Source organism: Citrobacter freundii ATCC 8090 = MTCC 1658 = NBRC 12681, from assembly GCF_011064845.1.
GTDB lineage: Bacteria > Pseudomonadota > Gammaproteobacteria > Enterobacterales > Enterobacteriaceae > Citrobacter > Citrobacter freundii.
This window is the reverse complement of the sequence record NZ_CP049015.1, coordinates 467,017-486,985: the sequence shown is the minus strand read 5'-3', so window position 1 is coordinate 486,985 and position 19,969 is coordinate 467,017. Positions and strand designations below refer to the sequence as shown.

The window sequence follows — 19,969 nt, the reverse complement described above, 5'->3', positions numbered from 1 at the left end:
TTAAGCAGAGTGTTCTGCCAGTTGTTTTTCTGCGTCTTCCTCAGCACGCAACGTGCGTCCTGCGAAAAACATATAAGCCAGTGCAATCAGAATAATGACGGCCATAAACACGATGCCGATGGAGGCAAAGCCTTGCATCATCGGCGGTGCCAGAATTGACCAGTCCGCCATGCCCATCCAAGCGCTCATACCGGTGAGCTTCACCGCCCAGACGCAGCCGAAGATTTCGATCATCCCCATCACCAGGCAAATCTTGAGCGCTGCGCGCCAGCCGCCAAAGTGGTTAGCAAATACGCCGATAGTGGCGTTCGAGAAGAACATCGGGATAAAGCCTGGGATAATCAGAATGGAAGAGCCGCAGGCCACAAGGATGCCCACCGCAATCAGTTGGCCGATGGTCCCCCACATAAAGCCCCAGACCACCGCGTTAGGAGCAAAGCTATAAATCGCCGCGCAGTCGATGGCCAGTACCGCGCCCGGGATCAGGCGTTGAGAGATACCGTTGAACGCTTCTGAAAGTTCAGCAACGAACATACGTACGCCCTGGGTGATGATGAAGATAGCGACAGCAAACGAAAAACCGGTTTGCAGGATATACACCGTCCAGTGGGTTTTACCCGCCATCGCCTGAACCACATCAATGCCGAAAGAGAGCAGGATCGCCCCGAAGAAGATGGTCATCACAATCGCGGTAGAAACGATGTTGTCATGGAAGATATTCAGCCAGCCTGGCAGCTTGAGATCTTCTACGCTCTCCTCTTTCTTACCCAGATACGGCGCGACTTTGTAAGCAATCCAGGAGGCGAACTGCTGCTGGTGACCGATGGAAAAACCACAGCCGTCGGTCACTTCCTGGGTCGGCTTGTACATCATATTGGAGGTAATGCCCCAGTAGAGCGACACCAGCACCGCGGTACAGATGATGGTGGTCCACATGGAATAGCCAAAGATGTAGAAAGAGACGGCGATCAGGCCCGCCTGCTGGAACATGATGTGCCCGGTCAGCATGATGGTACGAATACCGGTAATCCGCCGTAGCAGTACATAACAAATGTTTAGCGCCAGCGCCAACAGTACCGCGTACCCTACCCAGCTATAGGCATCCCCCATACGTTCGATGGTTGCCATCATGGAGGCATAGGTATCGGAAATCGCACCGTTGATACCGTAAACCTCGGACATCTTCGCCACTACCGGTTTAAACGTGCTGGTCAGAATGCCCGACCCTGCCTGCAATAACATAAAACCGATAATCGTTTTGATCGTGCCTTTGATAATGACGCTGACACTTTTACGCAACAGGATGTAGCCGAGGCAGGTCACAATACCCAACAGCAACGGTGCATTGGTCATGACCTGATTAAAAAAGACGGTAAAGATGTTGTAGAGGATCTCCATAACGATCTCCAGTAGACGAAGTTGCTGAACATTCATTACAGATGCCCAGGATGTTGTGCCCTCACTCTAATTTTCAAAAGTAATCACAACAAGATTGAATTTGATTAAATGTGATGCAGTACGCAAATAATTCTCTTACTTGCAGAGTGGATTTACTTCGAATTCATTCAATTCAAAATAAAACCATTTAAAACAATAAAATACAAAAATACATTTCATATAAACCATCTTGTCACGTTGTAATTTGTTAACAATTTTTCATTCAACACCAAAAATCAACGCATTGCCTTCTTGAGAAAATGATGTCAGTATCAATCAAAACAAATCATAATTTGATTCAACTTGAACAAACATGAAGGTAATTGCGATGAGTAAAGTAAAAAGCATCACGCGTGAATCATGGATCCTGAGCACATTCCCGGAGTGGGGAAGCTGGCTGAATGAAGAGATCGAGCAGGAACAGGTCGCACCAGGTACTTTCGCGATGTGGTGGCTCGGCTGTACCGGAATTTGGCTGAAGTCGGAAGGCGGGACTAACGTCTGCGTCGATTTCTGGTGCGGCACGGGCAAACAGAGTCACGGTAACCCGCTGATGAAAACCGGTCACCAGATGCAACGCATGGCAGGGGTGAAGAAGCTGCAGCCAAACCTGCGCACCACGCCGTTTGTTCTTGATCCGTTTGCCATTCGTCAGATCGATGCGGTGCTGGCCACGCACGATCATAACGATCACATCGACGTAAATGTTGCGGCAGCCGTCATGCAGAACTGTGCCGACGACGTGCCGTTTATTGGACCGCAGACTTGTGTGGATCTGTGGATCGGTTGGGGTGTACCAAAAGAGCGCTGCATCGTGGTAAAACCAGGCGATGTGGTAAAAGTGAAAGATATTGAAATTCATGCGCTTGATGCGTTCGATCGTACTGCGTTAATCACCCTGCCCGCCGATCAGAAAGCCGCTGGCGTACTGCCGGATGGTATGGATGCCCGCGCCGTAAACTATCTGTTCAAAACGCCGGGCGGTACGCTTTATCATAGCGGCGACTCACACTACTCCAACTACTATGCAAAGCATGGCAACGAGCACCAGATCGACGTCGCACTCGGATCCTACGGCGAGAACCCACGGGGTATTACGGACAAAATGACCAGTTCTGACATGCTGCGTATGGCGGAGGCCCTGAATACAAAAGTGGTGATCCCTTTCCATCATGATATCTGGTCAAACTTTCAGGCCGATCCGCAGGAGATCCGCGTACTGTGGGAGATGAAAAAAGATCGCCTTAAGTATGGCTTTAAGCCATTCATCTGGCAGGTAGGTGGCAAGTTCACCTGGCCGCTGGACAAAGATAACTTTGAATATCACTATCCGCGCGGCTTTGATGACTGCTTCACCATTGAACCGGATTTACCGTTTAAATCATTCTTGTGATCCACACAAAATGCCGGGCTATCCCGGCATTTTTTTCCCATTTACTTTAGTATTTCCAGGCTATTTCAAATATCATCTTTTCAAATCAATTTGTATCGGAATAGCTCATGACTGAAGCACAAAGACATCAAATATTGCTGGATATGCTGGCGCAGTTGGGCTTTGTTACCGTTGAGAACGTAGTTGAGCGTCTGGGGATTTCACCCGCCACTGCGCGCCGGGACATCAACAAGCTCGACGAAAGCGGCAAACTCAAGAAAGTACGCAACGGCGCAGAAGCTATTACCCAACAGAGACCGCGCTGGACGCCAATGAATCTGCACCAGGCGCAGAACCACGATGAAAAAGTTCGCATTGCCAAGGCAGCATCCCAGCTTGTGAATGCGGGTGAAAGCGTAGTGATCAACTGCGGATCGACCGCTTTCCTGCTGGGTCGCGAAATGTGCGGCAAGCCGGTGCAGATCATCACCAATTATTTGCCGCTGGCGAACTATCTGATCGACCAGGAGCATGACAGCGTGATCATCATGGGAGGGCAATATAACAAAAGCCAATCCATTACGCTTAGCCCGCAAGGCAGTGAAAATAGCCTGTATGCCGGACACTGGATGTTTACCAGCGGCAAAGGGTTGACCGCGGACGGACTGTATAAAACCGATATGCTGACCGCGATGGCCGAGCAGAAGATGCTTAACGTGGTGGGAAAACTGGTGGTGCTGGTCGATAGCAGTAAAGTCGGTGAACGTGCGGGAATGCTGTTCAGTCGCGCCGATCAAATCGATATGCTCATTACCGGCAAAAATGCAAACCCTGAGATTCTGCAACAGCTTGAAGCTCAGGGCGTGAGCATTATGCGCGTTTAAAGGTGCTGGCGGAAAAACGTCACTGTTGCGGCCAACGCTTCTGGCGTGATGCGATGCCGTACGCCCGCTTCCCACAGGCAGGTCAGATTGTTGTCCAAACCTGCCTGAATCAGCGCTTGCTGTAAGCGGAAGGTTTCAACAGCCGGTACAACATCATCATCCTGTCCATGCCACAGCAGCAACGGCCTGTCGGCAAGGCGTGGCAACTGATGCGTAACATCCCATTCGGCAAGCGGGGCGATAACGGCATCAAACTCCGCCTGTTGCTCTGGGGTCTGAACCTGTAAAGGAGGAAAAAGCGTCTGCGCAAGCCGGGTAAAATAGCCTGAGCCCATCAGGCTGGCTACACATTTAACCTCAGGATGGCGCGCCATTATGCCCAATGCAGTCATTCCCCCCATCGATGCCCCACCGACGGCAAGCCGCTCATCTGAAAGCCAATTTTCTGCCACCAGAGCCGCACGTAACGTCGTAAACTCCTGCATGTTTTGCTGCAATATATGCCAGAAGCGGAACATTCGCTCCTGAGCATTACCTTTAAAGCGGGCGCCATGTTCGGGCGCATCTGGCATGACGACGCGAAATCCGGTCTGAGCCAGCGCAACAGCAAAATAACTGTAGACCAGACTTGAAGATGTAAACCCGTGATAAAAGAGAATACAAGGGAGTGAACATTCGCGTTTACCAGCCGGAACGGCGTGCAGGACAGGGATACCAGCTAACTGTCGTGTCTCAATTTCTATCATTTGTTGCCCCTTTTTTTCTGGTATGCCATGCAGCAATACTTAACGCAAGCGAATGTGTTCGGCAATGATTCATAATGTTGAGAACTGGGTTACGCTTTCGCAACATTTTCATTCGAAAATCGCGTGAGAGATAACAATTCGGGAACATTCCCCTAAAGGGAAATTAATAAGGCACTACACTATGGCTATCAGGAAACGAGATAGAGTTATGCGTCGGTTTGCCTCTTTGTTGCTGGTTATGTTTTTAAGCGCCTGTAGCGTGCTACAGGGAACGCCGCAACCCGCACCGCCCGTTGCCGACCACCCGCAGGAGATCCGCCGTGACCAGAGTAATGGGTTACAGCGATTAGGGACGGTTAGCGCGCTGGTAAGAGGCTCTCCGGATGATGCGCTGGCAGAGATCCGTGCCAAAGCCGTCGCGGCTAAAGCTGATTACTACGTGGTTTTATTAGTGGATGAAACCATCGTGACAGGCCAATGGTATTCACAGGCAATTTTGTATCGTAAATAACATTGGGTTGAAATTTAGTCAGCTTTACATTGCTTTGCGCCTCTATGCGTTTACCTGTGCACAATAAACCAACAGCAGGAAGCTTGAGGTTTATTATCGCGATGGAATGCCCTGCCGTGTGTAGGGGTACGAATAATGGAGCTGACGATGAAACAATCTCTTGCCTTATCCTCACTGCTGCTTTCTGCTGGACTGGCAGGCACTACGGCGCAGTCTGCCGAATTCGCCAGTGCTGACTGCGTTACTGGCCTGAACGAAATTGGCCTGATCTCTGTCAGTAACATTGCAGGGAATCCGCAGGATGTAGAACGTGTAATCGCGTTAAAAGCGGATGAACAAGGTGCCTCATGGTATCGGATCATTCAGATGTACGAAGACCAGCAGCCCGACAACTGGCGCGTACAGGCCATACTTTATGCATAACAGATTGCCGGATGGCGTAAACTTATCTGACCTGGACTGAGCGTAGGCATGATAAGACGCACCCGCGTCGCCATCAGGCAAGTTATTACCGTAACCCCCCCGTTGCCCGCAGGAGCAAATCGTTCAGCACCTGTTCAGACAATCGTAGTCCACCCCGCGTATCAAGCATCATTTGGCACCAGGCCTGCGCCACTGGCGGGGAAGAATAACGCAACATCTGCGCCCCGCAACCGAGCAGGAAAAGCTGCTGCGTAATCTCTCGTCCCAATGCCTCACTGGGTTTACGTAAACGCTGCTGTAGCTGACGCACCATCCGATCGTAATGTCGATCCTGCCCCTTTACCTCCGCAAAGGCTTCGCTGAGCATATCGTAGATGCCGGGTTGTTTTGTCAGTACCCGCAATACATCAAGGCACATAATGTTGCCGGAGCCTTCCCAGATACTGTTTACCGGCATCTCACGATACAGGCGCGACAGCTCACTCTCCTCGCAATAGCCAATCCCGCCCAGCACTTCCATCGCCTCAGCCACAAACGGCATACCGACCTTGCAAACGGAGAATTTCGCTGCTGGCGTGAACAACCTGGCCCACAGCGCTTCTTTGGCATCAGCACGACGGTCCCAGGCCCGCGCCAGTCGAAACAGTAGCGCCGTTTGACCTTCCAGTTGGAGCGCCATCCGACCTAATACCTGACGCATCATCGGCTGTTCAATCAATGACTTGCCAAAAACCTGTCGCTGGTGCGCATGATAAATCGCGACGGAAAAAGCACGTCGCATCATGCCGTGACTGCCGAGCGCGCAGTCAAAACGCGTCATCCCGCCCATCTTCAGGATATGGCGGATGCCTTCCCCTTCTTCGCCCAATAGCCAGCCAATCGCATCGTGGAATTCAACCTCGCAGCTGGCGTTGGAGCGGTTGCCTAACTTATCTTTCAGTCGTTCAAGACGGATGGCATTACGCTGCCCATCAGGTAAAAATCGCGGTACAAAAAAGCAGGATAAGCCGCCCTTTGCCTGGGCCAGCACCAAATGGGCATCGCTTTGCGGCACGGAGAAAAACCACTTATGTCCCACCAGCCGATACGAGCCGTCGACAAGACGTTCTGCCTGAGTGGTATTGCTCAGCACATCTGAACCACCCTGTTTTTCGGTCATACCCATACCAATCAGTAGCCCGCGCTTTTGCCCTCCGGGCAGTAAATGCGAGTCATAACGATCGCTTAGCAGCGGCGTCAGCCAGTCGTGAAAGGGGGCGGGTAACATTTGAAGTAACAGCGGCGTGGCGGCAAACGTCATGGTCACCGGACACAAAGTGCCTGCTTCAACCTGCGCATGCAGCATGAAACGCGCCGCCCGGGCAACAAATGTTCCCTGCCTCGCGTCTTCTTCCCAGGCCAGATTATGTACGCGGTTGGCGCACAATCCCTGCATCAGCAAATGCCAGGCAGGATGAAAACGCACATCATCCAGCCGCTGCCCCTGCGGGTCGTAGCGCAATAGTTCAGGTGGAAAAGCATTGGCCAGACGACCCAGTTCGAGCGACTCGGCAGTCCCTAGCTGCTGACCAATACTGGCGAGAAGATCGCTATCCCAGCCAGCGCCTTCACGGATAACCGCTTCGCACAGCGCGCCGTCGGACAAATATAAGTTACTGTTATTGAGCGGTACAGGTTGGTTAAAAACGGTATGCGTTTGCCAGTGCATTGTGTCTCCCTCCGTCAATGGCCGTCGCTTTAAGTATGGTCAGGCAGCAGAGAGAACGCATGGGACAACGGTCACAAAAAAGCCATCCCGAAAGATGGCTCGAGAGAAGAGAGAAATCAGGGAGATAGTTTAGCTGCGCTGACGGACTGCTTCAAACAGGCAGATGCCCGTCGCAACTGAAACGTTCAGCGACGAAACGCTACCTGCCATCGGGATACTGATCAGTTCGTCACAGTGTTCACGGGTCAGACGGCGCATACCTTCACCTTCTGCTCCCATCACCAGCGCCAGACGTCCGGTCATTTTGCTCTGGTAGAGAGTATGGTCGGCTTCGCCAGCGGTTCCGACGATCCAGATATTCTCTTCCTGCAGCATACGCATGGTGCGCGCCAGGTTGGTCACGCGGATCAGCGGTACGCTTTCTGCCGCACCGCAGGCCACTTTTTTCGCCGTAGCATTCAACTGAGCGGAACGATCCTTCGGTACGATTACAGCATGTACGCCAGCAGCATCGGCGCTACGCAGGCATGCCCCCAGGTTATGCGGGTCGGTGACGCCATCGAGGATCAAAAAGAACGGCTGATCGAGCGTAGCAATCAGATCCGGCAGATCGTTTTCCTGATACTGACGGCCCGGCTTCACGCGAGCAATAATCCCCTGATGTACCGCACCCTCGCTTTTCTCATCCAGAAACTGACGGTTAGCCAGTTGAATGACAACACCCTGTGCTTCCAGTGCGTGGATCAGCGGCAGCAGGCGTTTATCTTCACGACCTTTGAGAATAAAGACGTCCTGGAAGCGCTCAGGCGCACGTTCCAGCAGAGCCTGCACCGCATGGATGCCGTAAATCATTTCACTCATGAATGTACTCGTTAATAGTTTATGCATAACGCGGGCAACACGAGATTGCCCGACTTACTGTTTATGGCAGTTATTGTGCGACTTTCTTTTTCGCCGCACGTTTAGCTTTGGTGGCGGCAGCAATTTTAAGCGTTTTTGCCGATGGCTTTTTCGCTTTTTTGTCGCCTTTCTTCTCAGCCGCATTCTTTTCCGCCTGAGGTTTGGCTCTGCCTTTTTTCTCGCCGCGGAAAGCGCTGTCCGGCTCGAAATTCACCTTTTTGCCCATCTGACGACGTTTACCGGTATTTTTACCCGCATCGCTTTTTTTGGCTTTTTCGCGCGCAGTTTTACCTTCATTACGCGGCGTACGTTCGCTGGAGATCAAGCTAAAGTCGATCTTACGCTCGTCCATGTTGACTGCTTCCACGCGAACTTCCACGCGATCGCCCAGGCGATACATCTGACCGCTGGATTCCCCCGTCAGGCGCTGCCCAACCTGGTCGAAACGATAGTAGTCGTTATCCAGGGAGGAGACATGCACCAGACCGTCGATAAACAACTCATCAAGACGGACAAAGAAGCCAAATCCGGTGACGCTGGCGATCACGCCTTTGAAGACATTCCCTACCTGATCCAGCATGAAGTCGCACTTCAACCAGTCAGAGACATCGCGCGTGGCTTCGTCAGCACGGCGCTCGGCCATCGAACAGTGCTGACCCAGTTGCAGCATCTCTTCCATCGAATAATGGTAGCCACCCGTTTCCGTGGTGTTGCCTTTATGACCCTGCTCCTGCGCCAGCAGATACTTAATCGCCCGGTGCAAGGAGAGATCCGGGTAACGACGGATCGGTGAAGTAAAGTGTGCATAAGATTGCAGCGCCAGGCCGAAGTGACCACGGTTTTCCGGATCGTAAATCGCCTGCTTCATCGAACGCAGCAGCATGGTTTGCAGCATTTCTGCGTCAGGACGGTCAGCAATCGACTCCAGCAGTTCAGCGTAATCGCGCGGCTCAGGTTTGTTGCCACCTGGCAGCTCCAGTCCCAGCTCTGCCAGGACGGAACGGAACGAGTTAATCGCTTCGGTCGTCGGCTTATCGTGAATACGGAACAGCGCGGGCTCTTTGGCTTTCTCAACGAATCGCGCCGCTGAGATGTTCGCCATGATCATGCACTCTTCAATCAGCTTGTGCGCGTCGTTACGCTGCGTCTGCTCAATACGCTCAATACGGCGTTCAGCATTGAAGATAAACTTCGCCTCTTCACTTTCAAACGAGATACCGCCGCGCTCTTCGCGGGCTTTATCCAGCACTTTGTAGAGGTTATGCAGCTCTTCAATGTGTTTGACCAGCGGTGCGTACTGCTCACGCAGCTCCTGGTCGCCCTGCAGCATGTGCCAGACCTTGGTGTAGGTCAGACGTGCATGGGAACTCATGACCGCTTCGTAGAATTTAAAGCCGGTTAAACGGCCTTTCGACGAAATGGTCATTTCACAGACCATACACAACCTGTCCACCTGCGGGTTGAGCGAACACAATCCATTAGAAAGCACTTCCGGCAGCATCGGGACAACCTGCGACGGGAAGTAAACGGATGTGCCACGGCTGCGGGCTTCCTGGTCCAGCGGAGTCGGCGGGCGAACGTAATAGCTTACGTCGGCAATCGCCACCCATAAACGCCAGCCGCCGCCGCGTTTCTTCTCGCAGTAAACCGCATCGTCGAAGTCACGCGCATCTTCGCCATCGATAGTCACCAGCGGCAGGTCGCGCAGATCGACACGTCCTATTTTCGCCTCTTCCGGTACTTCTTCTTTCAGTCCGGCGACCTGTTTCTCAACAGCCTGCGGCCAGATATATGGGATTTCATGAGTACGCAGGGCCATATCAACGGCCATGCTGGTTCCCATGTTGTCACCCAGCACTTCTACAATTTTACCCACCGCTTTGGTGCGGCGAGTCGGACGTTGGGTCAGTTCAACGACGACCACAAAGCCCATACGAGCGCCCATCACCTCTTCCGGCGGGATCAGGATATCGAAACTCAGACGGCTGTCGTCAGGGACGACAAACCCAACGCCAGCATCGGTGAAGTAGCGACCGACAATTTGGCTGGTTTTTGGCACCAGTACGCGCACAATACGCGCTTCGCGACGACCTTTACGGTCCGCGCCCAGCGGCTGCGCCAGCACCTGATCGCCATGAATGCAGGTTTTCATCTGCTCGCTGGACAGGTACAGGTCATCTTTGCGGCCTTCAACGCGCAGAAAGCCGTAGCCATCACGGTGGCCAATAACGGTACCTTTCAGCAGGTCGAGACGCTCCGGCAGCGCATAGCACTGACGACGGGTGAAGACCAGTTGTCCGTCACGCTCCATCGCGCGCAGACGGCGGCGCAGTGCTTCCTGCTGCTCTTCACCTTCAATGTTGAGTTCAGCGGCCAGCTCATCACGGTTGGCCGGTTTTTCACGTTTAGTTAAATGTTCGAGGATAAATTCCCGGCTTGGGATAGGATTCGCGTATTTTTCAGCTTCGCGTTCCTGGAAAGGATCTTGTGACATTGAGGTTCCTCCATTGTCAGCTCTGATGGAATTCCTTCGTCTTTCACGACGCCTCTTTGTTGGCTGCCTTTGCTCCCACCAGTCACTTACTTTTGTAAGCTCCTGGCGACTCGCTCAGTTGCCGCCGCGATGCGACGCGAAATACTTTGGACTTCATTACTCCACCAGCAATAATTTATAAAGCGGTTGATTCTCTTCAACCAAATCAGCAAGTGTGTAGTTGTCCAGCTCCGTGAGAAAACTTTGCACTGCCTTAGAAAGCGCCTGTTTGAGTCGACAGGCCGGGGTAATGTGGCAAAACTCGCTGCTACAGTTGACCAACGATAAGGGTTCCAGCTCGCGAACCACATCACCAATACCAATATCCTTAGCGGGTTTACCCAAGCGGATACCGCCATTTTTTCCTCGAATAGCAGTAACAAAGCCCGCCCGGCTAAGTTGATTGATTATTTTGACCATATGATTACGGGACACGCCGTAGACTTCTGTCACCTCAGAAATACTGGTCATACGTCCTTCGGGAAGTGACGCCATGTAGATTAGCGCACGTAATCCGTAATCGGTGAAACTTGTTAACTGCACATCAACCTCAGGAAAAGGGATAAAACGGATAAACCTGGTGGTATTAATTATATTGATGATAAACCAGCCACCAGCCAGGTCGCTAATTTATTTCAGTTCGGGAAGGAAAAAAGCGAGGAACTTACGTGATTTTAAGCCGGATTCTGATGCAAAGCACCTTATCCGGCTTGAGATATTGCAAGCGCAGCGCCATTCGACGCCACGCTATAACCAGAATTATGCGTCGAACGGGTCGCGCAGGATCATGGTTTCAGTACGGTCTGGGCCAGTTGAGATAATATCAATCGGCACACCGGTCAGTTCTTCAATACGCTTGATGTAGTTCAGTGCAGCCTGCGGCAGACCGCTACGTTCCTTCACGCCGAAGGTAGATTCAGACCAGCCCGGCATGGTTTCGTAAATCGGCTCGATACCTTTCCAGTCGTCTGCTGCCAGCGGAGTAGTCGTTACTTCACGGCCATCCGGCATTCGGTAAGCGACACAGATTTTCACCTCTTTCAAACCGTCCAGTACGTCCAGTTTGGTCAGGCAGAAGCCAGACAGGGAGTTAATCTGTACTGCACGGCGTACAGCAACGGAGTCCAGCCAGCCGGTACGACGACGACGACCGGTGGTCGCACCATACTCGTTACCTTGTTTGCACAGGAACTCGCCAACGTCATCAAACAGTTCAGTCGGGAACGGACCCGCACCTACACGAGTAGAGTAAGCTTTGATGATACCCAGAACGTAGTCCACATAACGTGGGCCCAGGCCGGAGCCGGTTGCCACGCCACCTGCGGTGGTGTTGGAGGACGTTACGTACGGATAGGTACCGTGGTCGATATCCAGCAGCGTACCCTGCGCACCTTCAAACATGACGAAATCGCCACGCTTACGCGCCTGGTCCAGCAGATCGGAAACATCAACAACCATCGAGGTCAGGATGTCGGCGATAGCCATCACATCATCCAGCACTTTCTGGTAGTCAACTGCTTCAACTTTATAGAAATTCACCAGCTGGAAGTTGTGATATTCCATCACTTCTTTCAGTTTTTCAGCGAAGGTTGCTTTATCAAACAGATCGCCAACACGCAGACCGCGACGAGCTACTTTGTCTTCATAAGCCGGACCGATACCACGACCGGTAGTACCGATCGCTTTCTCGCCACGAGCTTTCTCACGAGCGTTATCCAACGCAACGTGATAATCAAGGATCAGCGGACAAGCTTCAGACAGCAGCAGGCGCTCGCGAACCGGGATACCACGATCTTCCAGTCCTTTCATTTCTTTCATCAGCGCGGACGGAGACAGAACAACACCGTTACCGATGATGCTGATGACATTCTCGCGAAGAATACCTGATGGAATAAGATGGAGGACGGTTTTTTCACCGTTGATTACGAGAGTATGGCCTGCGTTGTGACCACCCTGGTAGCGCACAACATATTTAGCCCGTTCAGTCAGAAGATCGACGATCTTCCCTTTACCTTCGTCACCCCATTGGGTGCCCAGTACGACGACGTTGTTACCCATTTTTCAAAATCACCGTTTGCTTAAAAATGGATTCTACCACCGCTTTTTCAGATATACAGCACTTTTTGCATGCGAAAATCCGCAAATTAGTCTACTAATTAATCAGCCAATCGTTTTCCTCAACATGTAGTAGACCACAACGCCCGCAACCACAAGACCGCCACCAAAACGACGCAAAATATTTTCGGGAAGTTGCGCCATTGCAGAGATCATTTTCTTCCATGCGCTGGGATAAAGCATCGGACCCAGCCCTTCCAGCACCAAAACCAGCGCGAGCGCCAGCAAAATTGTTGAATTCATCCATCGCCCTTATATAAAAAGAAAACCACCGCATCCCTGGAGATGCCGGTGGTTTTGCTGCTTTAAAACCGCTGGAACGCGATTAGCGTGTCGCGGAACTCGGTGTCTTCATGTAGCGGAAGAAATCGCTGTCCGGACTCATGACCATCACGTCCTGGTTGCCTTCGAAGCTCTTCTCGTAAGCACGCAGGCTACGGATGAAGGCGTAGAAGTCAGGATCCTGACTAAACGCATCGGCAAACAGCTTAGCGGCTTCTGCATCGCCTTCACCGCGCATGATACGACCCTGACGCTCAGATTCTGCCAGCGTTTTAGTGACTTCATAGTCCGCCGTTGCACGCAGTTTTTCCGCCTCTTCCTGGCCTTGTGAACGATGGCGACGCGCTACGGCTTCACGCTCAGCGCGCATACGGTTGTAGATAGCCTCGGACACTTCAGCAGGCAGGTTGATTTGCTTAATACGCACGTCAACCACTTCGATGCCCAATGCCGCCATACTGTTCGGGTTGATGACCGGTACTTTACCGTTCGTTTCAGCCTGAACACGTTCAGCCGCTTCGGCAATCGCGCTATCTGCTGCCGGAGTCGCCACTTCATCTTCCGTGCCAGCAGAACCGGAGTTCAGCGCGTCACGAACTTCCAGGGTCAGACGACCGCGGGAATCGGTAACGATGTCCTTCACGTCCAGACGACCAATTTCAGAACGCAGACGGTCAGAGAACTTACGTTTCAGCAGGACTTCCGCCTGAGAAACATCGCCACCGCCCGTTGCCAGGTAGTAACGGCTAAAGTCACTGATGCGCCACTTGATGTAGGAGTCAACAATCAGGTCTTTCTTCTCTTTGGTAACAAAGCGATCGGCCTGGTTGTCCATGGTCTGAATACGCGCATCGAGCATCTTCACAGATTCAATAAACGGAATCTTGAAGTGCAGGCCTGGTGCAACGACCAGCGGCTTGTTTTCATCGTCACGCAGAACTTTACCAAAGCGCAGAGTAATACCGCGCTCGCCTTCTTTGACCACAAAGACAGACATGAACAGAACTACCAGAACGATGATGATAATCGCAATAACTGACTTACGCATCGTTATTCCCCCTGACGCTGGTAGTCGTTACGCTGCGCATTCGCGCGGCGTTGGTCCATAATATCGCCCTGACTGGTGGACGATGTATTGCTTGCTCCAGTGCTGGAAGTCGTTGCTGGCGGCAGACGCAACAGGTTTGAACTGCTGTCAGTCTTTGCTGCTGGCGCACTACCACCTTTCAGCATTTGATCCAGCGGCAGAACCATCAGATTGCTGCCTTTATCGTTAACCAGGACTTTGCGGGTATTGCTCAGCACTTTTTCCATGGTTTCGATATACAGACGCTCGCGGGTAATTTGCGGTGCGGCTTTATATTCCGGCAGAATTTTTGCGAAGCGAGCCACTTCACCCTGTGCTTCCAGGATGGTCTGAGTCTTATACGCACGCGCTTCTTCCAGAATACGCTGAGCCTGACCGTTTGCACGCGGCTGAACTTCGTTGGTGTACGCTTCTGCTTCACGGATGTACTGCTGTTCGTTTTCACGTGCTGCGATAGCATCGTCAAACGCGGCTTTTACTTCTTCCGGCGGACGTGCAGCCTGGAAGTTGACGTCCAGCAAGGTGATACCCATGTTGTACGGACGGATCGTTTCTTCCAGTTCACGCTGGGTATCGCTACGAATAACGGTACGCCCTTCGGTCAGGATACGGTCCATGGTGTATTTACCGATAACCCCACGCAGGGCACTGTCAGTTGCCTGACGCAGACTGTCATCCGCACTGGTTACGCTAAACAGGTAACGCTGCGGATCGGTCACGCGGTACTGTACGTTCATTTCGACGCGCACGACGTTTTCGTCAGAGGTCAGCATAACGCCGGATGCGGCAAGTTCACGCACGGCTTCAACGTTGACCGGTGTCACTTCATCGATAAAGGTCGGTTTCCAGTTCAGACCCGGTTCAACCAAATGGCTGAATTTACCGAAGCGTGTCACCACGCCACGTTCCGCTTCTTTAATGGTATAGAAACCGCTAGCCGCCCAGATAATGACGATGGCGGCCGCTGCGATAGTAAAGACTCGACCGCCCAGTTGCGGACGCGGGCCTTGAGATGAACTACCGCCGCCAGAACCAGTACCTTTACCGCCACCCAGACCACCGAGCTTTTTACTCAGTTTGCGGAAGATATCGTCCAGATCGGGAGGTCCCTGCTCGCGACCACCTTTGTTTCCATTTCCCTCAGGGTTGCCGCCAGGTTTGCTGCTTCCCCAGGGGTCGCGGTCTTGTCCGTTATTACCGGGCTGATTCCACGCCATTTTTGTGCTCCATATTTGTTATGCGATGCTATACCTGCGTCTTTTGCGCTGCCGATGCGTTGGCTGCGTCCCTCAACTCCAGTCACATAGTTGACTATGCTCCTGGAGATTTCAGGACTTGCCGCCTTCCTGCCGCACAAAATCCACAAGGTATAGAGGCGAAAAAATCTTCAGGCCATATCCGTCAGATCAGACAACATAGTCTTCCAGTGCCGGTTCTTGTTTACAGAGGCGACGCCAGTCTACGATCGGCATACGAACCTGCAGACCTACGCTGCCGTCTTCCTCCATCCACTCTTTTTCTATTGCCTGAAGTTGATAAAACCGGCTTCTCAAACGCCCTTCCTGCGGCGGCAAACGCAACGTATGCTGCGCCACCTCACCGGAAAGTCGCTCAGTCAAAGCCTGAAAAAGTTGTGGTATACCAATCCCCGTTTGCGCTGATACCCAAACGCGAATGGGTTTATTCTCTTCATCTCTATCGATACGCGGCTCAAAGTCATCCAACATATCGATTTTATTCATCACCAGCAGGGTCGGGATCTCATGCGCATCGATCTCTTCGAGCACCGTGTCGACTGCCTCGATGTTTTCCTGCACACGAAAATCTGCAGCATCAATAACGTGCAGCAGCAATGTCGCCTGACGTGTTTCCTGCAAGGTGGCTTTAAATGCCGCCACCAGGTCGTGCGGCAAATGGCGGATAAACCCTACGGTATCCGCCAGCACGGTCTCCCCCACGTCCGCCACGTCTATGCGGCGCAGCGTTGGGTCCAGGGTCGCAAACAGCTGGTCCGCTGCATAAACCCGGGCTTCGGTGATCTGGTTGAACAGGGTGGATTTTCCGGCGTTGGTATATCCCACCAGTGATACGGTTGGAACATCCGCTTTCTTGCGCGACTGCCGCCCCTGCTCACGTTGCTTTTCAACTTTTTCCAGGCGCGACTGTATTTGCAAAATGCGATTACGCAGCAAACGACGGTCGGTTTCGAGCTGGGTTTCACCCGGACCACGCAAACCAATCCCGCCCTTTTGCCTTTCAAGGTGGGTCCAGCCACGGACCAGACGCGTAGCCATATGGCGCAACTGCGCCAGCTCAACCTGCAACTTACCCTCATGGGTGCGCGCACGCTGGGCAAAAATATCTAAAATAAGACCGGTCCTGTCGATAACAAGACACTGGCACAACTGTTCCAGGTTACGTTCCTGGGCGGGGCTCAGAGCATGATCAAAAATCACCACCGCAGCGCCAGTCGCTTTTACGGCTTCGGCAATTTCGATTGCCTTACCTTCACCAACAAAATACTTCGGGTGCGGTGCTTTACGGCTCCCGGTAATCACCTGCATTGCTTCGACACCGGCGGAAGAAACCAGAGATTCAAACTCCTGGAGGTCTTCCATATCTTTGTCTTGCGAAAAATAGATGTGTACCAGTACCGCCTGCTCACCGGCATCATAACGGTCAAACAAGCGTCAACCCCTTAATATAAATCAACGGGGAACGCAGGATCGCTGGCTCCCCGTATGTAAAACAGCTAATAACCTTATTCGGTTTCTTCGCTGTCCTGTTGCGCAGATGAACCTTGCGCGTTGCTACCGTGATGGTAGTTGCTGCCAGTGCCGCCGGTGGCATTATTGCTGTGATGAGAAACCGGACGAGACGGGACAACAGTAGAAATCGCGTGCTTATAAACCATCTGGCTGACCGTGTTTTTCAACAGGATCACGAACTGATCAAAAGACTCGATTTGACCTTGCAGCTTAATACCATTCACCAAATAAATAGAAACTGGAACACGTTCCCGACGCAATGCGTTCAGGAACGGATCTTGTAAAGATTGCCCCTTAGCCATTCTCTCTTTTCCTTATATGCTTATTTGTACTTTGAACCTTTCGATTCTGAAAAATTGCGCACGATACGTTTCAATTGTACACATTCAGTTCGCGATAGCACCAACAACCTGTAATACTTCGTTTCGCGCCTGGTCAGGCTTTTCACTGTCAAGCCAGTGCACCCCTTCCCAACCACGCAACCAGGTTACCTGTCGCTTCGCCAACTGCCTCGTGGCGCAAACACCTCTATAAACCATTTCATCGTATGAAATTTCACCTTCAATGTATGACCACATCTGGCGATACCCTACACAACGAATGGAAGGCAAATCCGTATGCAAATCTCCACGGGCAAAAAGCGCCCGGACTTCTGCTTCAAAACCTGAAGCTAACATCTGATGAAAACGCTGCTCAATTCGCTGATGGAGCAGTTCACGGCTCGCCGGGGCGATTGCAAACTGATGCACCTGATACGGCAAAGCATCTCCTGACGTTTGCGTCAGCTCCGTTAAAGTTTTACCCGAAATGAAAAAAACTTCCAGTGCCCGGGAAAGTCTTTGCGGATCATTTGGATGAATACGCGCCGCAGCCACCGGATCGATGTCCTGAAGCTGTCGGTGTAACGCGTCCCAACCCTGCTCTGCCGCCTGCTGCTCAATTCTGGCCCTGACTTCCGGGTCCGCCGACGGTAACGGCGACAGCCCTTCAAGCAAGGCTTTGAAATATAACATTGTGCCGCCCACCAGCAACGGGATACGCCCCGCGGCGGTGATGTCGGCCATCTCGGCTAACGCATCGCGACGAAAATCCGCAGCGGAGTACGCTTGCGACGGATCGCGAATATCCAGTAATCGGTGCGGCGCGGCCTGTAATTCATCTGCATCGGGCTTGGCTGTACCGATATCCATCCCCTTGTAAATAAGGGCGGAATCAACGCTTATCAACTCTATGGGCAAAACTTTACGCAATTCAATTGCGAGTGCCGTTTTACCGGAGGCCGTTGGCCCCATCAAAAAAATCGCCTTTGGCAGGCTCGCCTTACGGGTATCACTCATGTTTCAGGGCATTCATTACCGAATGTAAATCAACAGGTTGTAACAGACCGCCCGGCGGTGCCTTCACGAGTTGTGGGCAGAGCCGCTCAACATCCGCTAACAGCGTAATCGCCTGTGCCATACTCCACTGTGGATGCTCGCTAATCAGGTTACGTGCGATCCACTGCGCAATATTGCCCGGCTCGAATACGGATTGCTGCGCCAGGTAGCCTATCAGTTCAGGAATCAAGATTTGTAAATTTTGTTGGCGTAAGGGTAAAGGCACCGCCCGGATGGTCACATGCTGCGCATCCAGTTGAAATTCAATGCCCAGCTCAGCCAGTTGGCTCTGTCCTTTTTGCAGCGCCGCTTTTTCATCGGCGTTGACTTTTAAACGTAAAGGGATCAGCAACGGCTGGGCGCAAACGGTCCCCTGGTCCGGCGTTAATTGCGCCTGACGCAGCCAACGCTCAGCCACCGGTAATGCCAGCAACCGAATATGGCCATCGCACTCGAGTAACGCGCAGTCTGCACCGACAATCGTTAGCACCCGGCCAAAGCCCTGACTACTGCCACTCAGAGGTACCGATGATGTTTCAGAGACCGGCGTTTTACGCGTTGGAGCCGGCGTCTGCATCAGTTTCTGATAAATTTCGCCCTGCTGCTTTTGGTATCCGGGTTGGGCATGAGGCCAACTGGCCCCCGCCTGACGGCCTGCGCCACTACTGCCGTTTCCAGCGACAGCTGAGTACTGCGGTGTCGCAGGTTCACGCGCGGGAGCCGGCTCGGCAAAATGGTTACGTCCGGCAGCAACGCGGTTTTCCGGAATGTGCCTTGGAGCGGGTTCGTCGTCATCAGCCAACGGCAGCGGCGTTTCAAGCTGCTGTTGCAGGACGCTCAACACGCCCTGGTAAATAAAATCGTGCACCAGGCGGGATTGATGGAAACGGACCTCATGTTTAGCTGGGTGTACGTTGACATCCACTTGATGCGGATCGATTTCCAGATACAGCACAAAAGCGGGTTGTTGATCGGCTCCCAGCTTATCTTCACAGGCCTGGCGGATAGCATGGTTGATCAGCCGATCTCGCATCATCCGACCATTCACATAACAGTACTGTATTTCTGCCAGTGCCGCCGTTGTGTGGTTAGGATCGGCCACCCAGCCGCGCAGCGTCAAATCACCATGCTGCCATTCAATCGCCAGCGCATGCTCCAGAAACGGCGTGCCGCAAATCGCGCCCAGCCGGCGCTCTTTCTGCCCATCCGCGGCCACTGCCCGGTACTGACGCACCACTTTGCCGTTGTGAGACAAATTAATCGTCACATCAAAACGCGCCAGCGCAATGCGGCGAATAATCTCGTCGATATGATTAAATTCAGTTTTCTCGGTGCGCATAAATTTGCGCCGCGCCGGGGTGTTGTAGAACAGATCTAACACCTCCAGTGTGGTTCCCACTGGATGCGCAGCAGGTTTTACCGTCACATCCATGTCGCGCCCTTCAGCATAGGCTTGCCAGGCCTCAGGCTGCTCTTGTGTGCGCGACGTCAGGGTTAAACGAGACACGGAGCTGATACTTGCCAGCGCTTCGCCACGAAATCCGAGGCTAACGATGGCCTCAAGATCGTCAAGCGAGGCTATTTTACTGGTGGCATGACGCGCCAGCGCCAGCGCCAGCTCGTCTTTTTTAATCCCGCAGCCGTTGTCACGAATACGGATAAGCTTCGCGCCGCCGCGCTCAATATCGATATCAATGCGCGTCGCACCGGCATCGATGCTGTTTTCCACCAGCTCTTTCACCACTGACGCAGGCCGTTCTACCACCTCGCCTGCGGCAATCTGGTTCGCCAGCTGTGGCGGTAGAACCTGAATCGGCATGGCTAATC

At 52.6% G+C, this 19,969-nt stretch carries 18 protein-coding genes; 4 read left to right on the top strand and 14 right to left on the bottom strand.

Features of this window, described 5'->3' with window-relative positions:
* On the bottom strand, positions 1-1,398 hold the full coding sequence (ulaA, locus tag G4551_RS02405) for a PTS ascorbate transporter subunit IIC (RefSeq protein WP_003025652.1): 1,398 nt from the start codon (positions 1,396-1,398) through the stop codon (positions 1-3).
* Between the two features lie 367 nt (positions 1,399-1,765).
* Here ulaA and ulaG point away from each other — a divergent pair, with 367 nt between their 5' ends.
* A complete protein-coding gene (gene ulaG / locus G4551_RS02400) occupies positions 1,766-2,830 on the top strand; it encodes an L-ascorbate 6-phosphate lactonase (protein WP_003025649.1) in 1,065 nt (354 codons plus the stop codon).
* A gap of 107 nt (positions 2,831-2,937) precedes the next feature.
* A complete protein-coding gene (ulaR, locus tag G4551_RS02395) occupies positions 2,938-3,693 on the top strand; it encodes an HTH-type transcriptional regulator UlaR (RefSeq protein ID WP_003839504.1) in 756 nt (251 codons plus the stop codon).
* Here the strand turns inward: ulaR and yjfP are convergent.
* A complete protein-coding gene (gene yjfP / locus G4551_RS02390) occupies positions 3,690-4,439 on the bottom strand; it encodes an esterase (RefSeq protein WP_003839499.1) in 750 nt (249 codons plus the stop codon). The two genes, ulaR and yjfP, sit on opposite strands and share 4 nt — an antisense overlap.
* A gap of 181 nt (positions 4,440-4,620) precedes the next feature.
* Here yjfP and bsmA point away from each other — a divergent pair, with 181 nt between their 5' ends.
* Both bsmA and yjfN read left to right on the top strand, forming a co-directional pair.
* Positions 4,621-4,950 (top strand): biofilm peroxide resistance protein BsmA, encoded by a 330-nt coding sequence (bsmA, locus tag G4551_RS02385; RefSeq protein ID WP_003025640.1) that lies wholly within the window; start codon positions 4,621-4,623, stop codon positions 4,948-4,950.
* A 147-nt stretch (positions 4,951-5,097) separates the two neighbouring features.
* Positions 5,098-5,373, top strand: a complete 276-nt coding sequence (yjfN, locus tag G4551_RS02380; protein WP_003839497.1) for a DUF1471 family protease activator YjfN — start codon at positions 5,098-5,100, stop codon at positions 5,371-5,373.
* Between the two features lie 85 nt (positions 5,374-5,458).
* Here yjfN and G4551_RS02375 read toward each other — a convergent pair whose 3' ends face one another.
* The 12 genes from G4551_RS02375 to mutL all read right to left on the bottom strand — a co-directional run bounded on the left by G4551_RS02375 (position 5,459) and on the right by mutL (position 19,961).
* Entirely contained in the window at positions 5,459-7,081 is a 1,623-nt protein-coding gene (locus G4551_RS02375) for an isovaleryl-CoA dehydrogenase (protein ID WP_003839495.1), read from the bottom strand.
* A 129-nt stretch (positions 7,082-7,210) separates the two neighbouring features.
* Positions 7,211-7,942, bottom strand: coding sequence for a 23S rRNA (guanosine(2251)-2'-O)-methyltransferase RlmB (gene rlmB, locus G4551_RS02370; RefSeq protein WP_003025615.1), 732 nt, complete (start codon positions 7,940-7,942; stop codon positions 7,211-7,213).
* Positions 7,943-8,012: 70 nt separating this feature from the next.
* Positions 8,013-10,475 carry a ribonuclease R gene (rnr, locus tag G4551_RS02365; protein ID WP_003839493.1) on the bottom strand — a complete coding sequence of 821 codons (2,463 nt, stop codon included), beginning with the start codon at positions 10,473-10,475 and terminating at the stop codon, positions 8,013-8,015.
* Positions 10,476-10,631: 156 nt separating this feature from the next.
* Complete coding sequence (gene nsrR, locus G4551_RS02360; protein WP_003025609.1) at positions 10,632-11,057, bottom strand: nitric oxide-sensing transcriptional repressor NsrR; 426 nt, start codon at positions 11,055-11,057, stop codon at positions 10,632-10,634.
* A 216-nt stretch (positions 11,058-11,273) separates the two neighbouring features.
* Positions 11,274-12,572 carry an adenylosuccinate synthase gene (purA, locus tag G4551_RS02355; RefSeq protein WP_003025606.1) on the bottom strand — a complete coding sequence of 433 codons (1,299 nt, stop codon included), beginning with the start codon at positions 12,570-12,572 and terminating at the stop codon, positions 11,274-11,276.
* Positions 12,573-12,674: 102 nt separating this feature from the next.
* A complete protein-coding gene (locus tag G4551_RS02350; protein WP_003025602.1) occupies positions 12,675-12,872 on the bottom strand; it encodes a DUF2065 domain-containing protein in 198 nt (65 codons plus the stop codon).
* A gap of 82 nt (positions 12,873-12,954) precedes the next feature.
* On the bottom strand, positions 12,955-13,959 hold the full coding sequence (gene hflC / locus G4551_RS02345) for a protease modulator HflC (protein ID WP_003025595.1): 1,005 nt from the start codon (positions 13,957-13,959) through the stop codon (positions 12,955-12,957).
* A 2-nt stretch (positions 13,960-13,961) separates the two neighbouring features.
* Positions 13,962-15,215 (bottom strand): FtsH protease activity modulator HflK, encoded by a 1,254-nt coding sequence (gene hflK, locus G4551_RS02340; protein WP_003025593.1) that lies wholly within the window; start codon positions 15,213-15,215, stop codon positions 13,962-13,964.
* A gap of 189 nt (positions 15,216-15,404) precedes the next feature.
* Positions 15,405-16,685, bottom strand: coding sequence for a ribosome rescue GTPase HflX (hflX, locus tag G4551_RS02335; RefSeq protein ID WP_003025589.1), 1,281 nt, complete (start codon positions 16,683-16,685; stop codon positions 15,405-15,407).
* A gap of 74 nt (positions 16,686-16,759) precedes the next feature.
* Positions 16,760-17,068: an RNA chaperone Hfq gene (hfq, locus tag G4551_RS02330; protein WP_003025584.1), complete on the bottom strand. Its 309-nt coding sequence runs from the start codon at positions 17,066-17,068 to the stop codon at positions 16,760-16,762.
* 84 nt (positions 17,069-17,152) lie between these two features.
* Positions 17,153-18,103, bottom strand: a complete 951-nt coding sequence (miaA, locus tag G4551_RS02325; RefSeq protein WP_003839486.1) for a tRNA (adenosine(37)-N6)-dimethylallyltransferase MiaA — start codon at positions 18,101-18,103, stop codon at positions 17,153-17,155.
* On the bottom strand, positions 18,096-19,961 hold the full coding sequence (gene mutL / locus G4551_RS02320; RefSeq protein WP_003839484.1) for a DNA mismatch repair endonuclease MutL: 1,866 nt from the start codon (positions 19,959-19,961) through the stop codon (positions 18,096-18,098). Before mutL ends, miaA begins: the two co-directional genes overlap by 8 nt.
* Between the last annotated feature and the right edge of the window lie 8 nt (positions 19,962-19,969).

What these genes read in the sequence shown, in the direction of transcription:
- purA (WP_003025606.1), bottom strand. Translation starts at nt 12,572, where the DNA reads ATGGGTAACAACGTCGTCGTACTGGGCACCCAATGGGGTGACGAAGGT.
- mutL (WP_003839484.1), bottom strand. Translation starts at nt 19,961, where the DNA reads ATGCCGATTCAGGTTCTACCGCCACAGCTGGCGAACCAGATTGCCGCA.
- miaA (WP_003839486.1), bottom strand. Translation starts at nt 18,103, where the DNA reads ATGAGTGATACCCGTAAGGCGAGCCTGCCAAAGGCGATTTTTTTGATG.
- hflK (WP_003025593.1), bottom strand. Translation starts at nt 15,215, where the DNA reads ATGGCGTGGAATCAGCCCGGTAATAACGGACAAGACCGCGACCCCTGG.
- yjfN (WP_003839497.1), top strand. Translation starts at nt 5,098, where the DNA reads ATGAAACAATCTCTTGCCTTATCCTCACTGCTGCTTTCTGCTGGACTG.
- yjfP (WP_003839499.1), bottom strand. Translation starts at nt 4,439, where the DNA reads ATGATAGAAATTGAGACACGACAGTTAGCTGGTATCCCTGTCCTGCAC.
- bsmA (WP_003025640.1), top strand. Translation starts at nt 4,621, where the DNA reads ATGGCTATCAGGAAACGAGATAGAGTTATGCGTCGGTTTGCCTCTTTG.
- hfq (WP_003025584.1), bottom strand. Translation starts at nt 17,068, where the DNA reads ATGGCTAAGGGGCAATCTTTACAAGATCCGTTCCTGAACGCATTGCGT.
- G4551_RS02375 (WP_003839495.1), bottom strand. Translation starts at nt 7,081, where the DNA reads ATGCACTGGCAAACGCATACCGTTTTTAACCAACCTGTACCGCTCAAT.
- ulaG (WP_003025649.1), top strand. Translation starts at nt 1,766, where the DNA reads ATGAGTAAAGTAAAAAGCATCACGCGTGAATCATGGATCCTGAGCACA.
- rlmB (WP_003025615.1), bottom strand. Translation starts at nt 7,942, where the DNA reads ATGAGTGAAATGATTTACGGCATCCATGCGGTGCAGGCTCTGCTGGAA.
- ulaR (WP_003839504.1), top strand. Translation starts at nt 2,938, where the DNA reads ATGACTGAAGCACAAAGACATCAAATATTGCTGGATATGCTGGCGCAG.
- hflC (WP_003025595.1), bottom strand. Translation starts at nt 13,959, where the DNA reads ATGCGTAAGTCAGTTATTGCGATTATCATCATCGTTCTGGTAGTTCTG.
- ulaA (WP_003025652.1), bottom strand. Translation starts at nt 1,398, where the DNA reads ATGGAGATCCTCTACAACATCTTTACCGTCTTTTTTAATCAGGTCATG.
- G4551_RS02350 (WP_003025602.1), bottom strand. Translation starts at nt 12,872, where the DNA reads ATGAATTCAACAATTTTGCTGGCGCTCGCGCTGGTTTTGGTGCTGGAA.
- rnr (WP_003839493.1), bottom strand. Translation starts at nt 10,475, where the DNA reads ATGTCACAAGATCCTTTCCAGGAACGCGAAGCTGAAAAATACGCGAAT.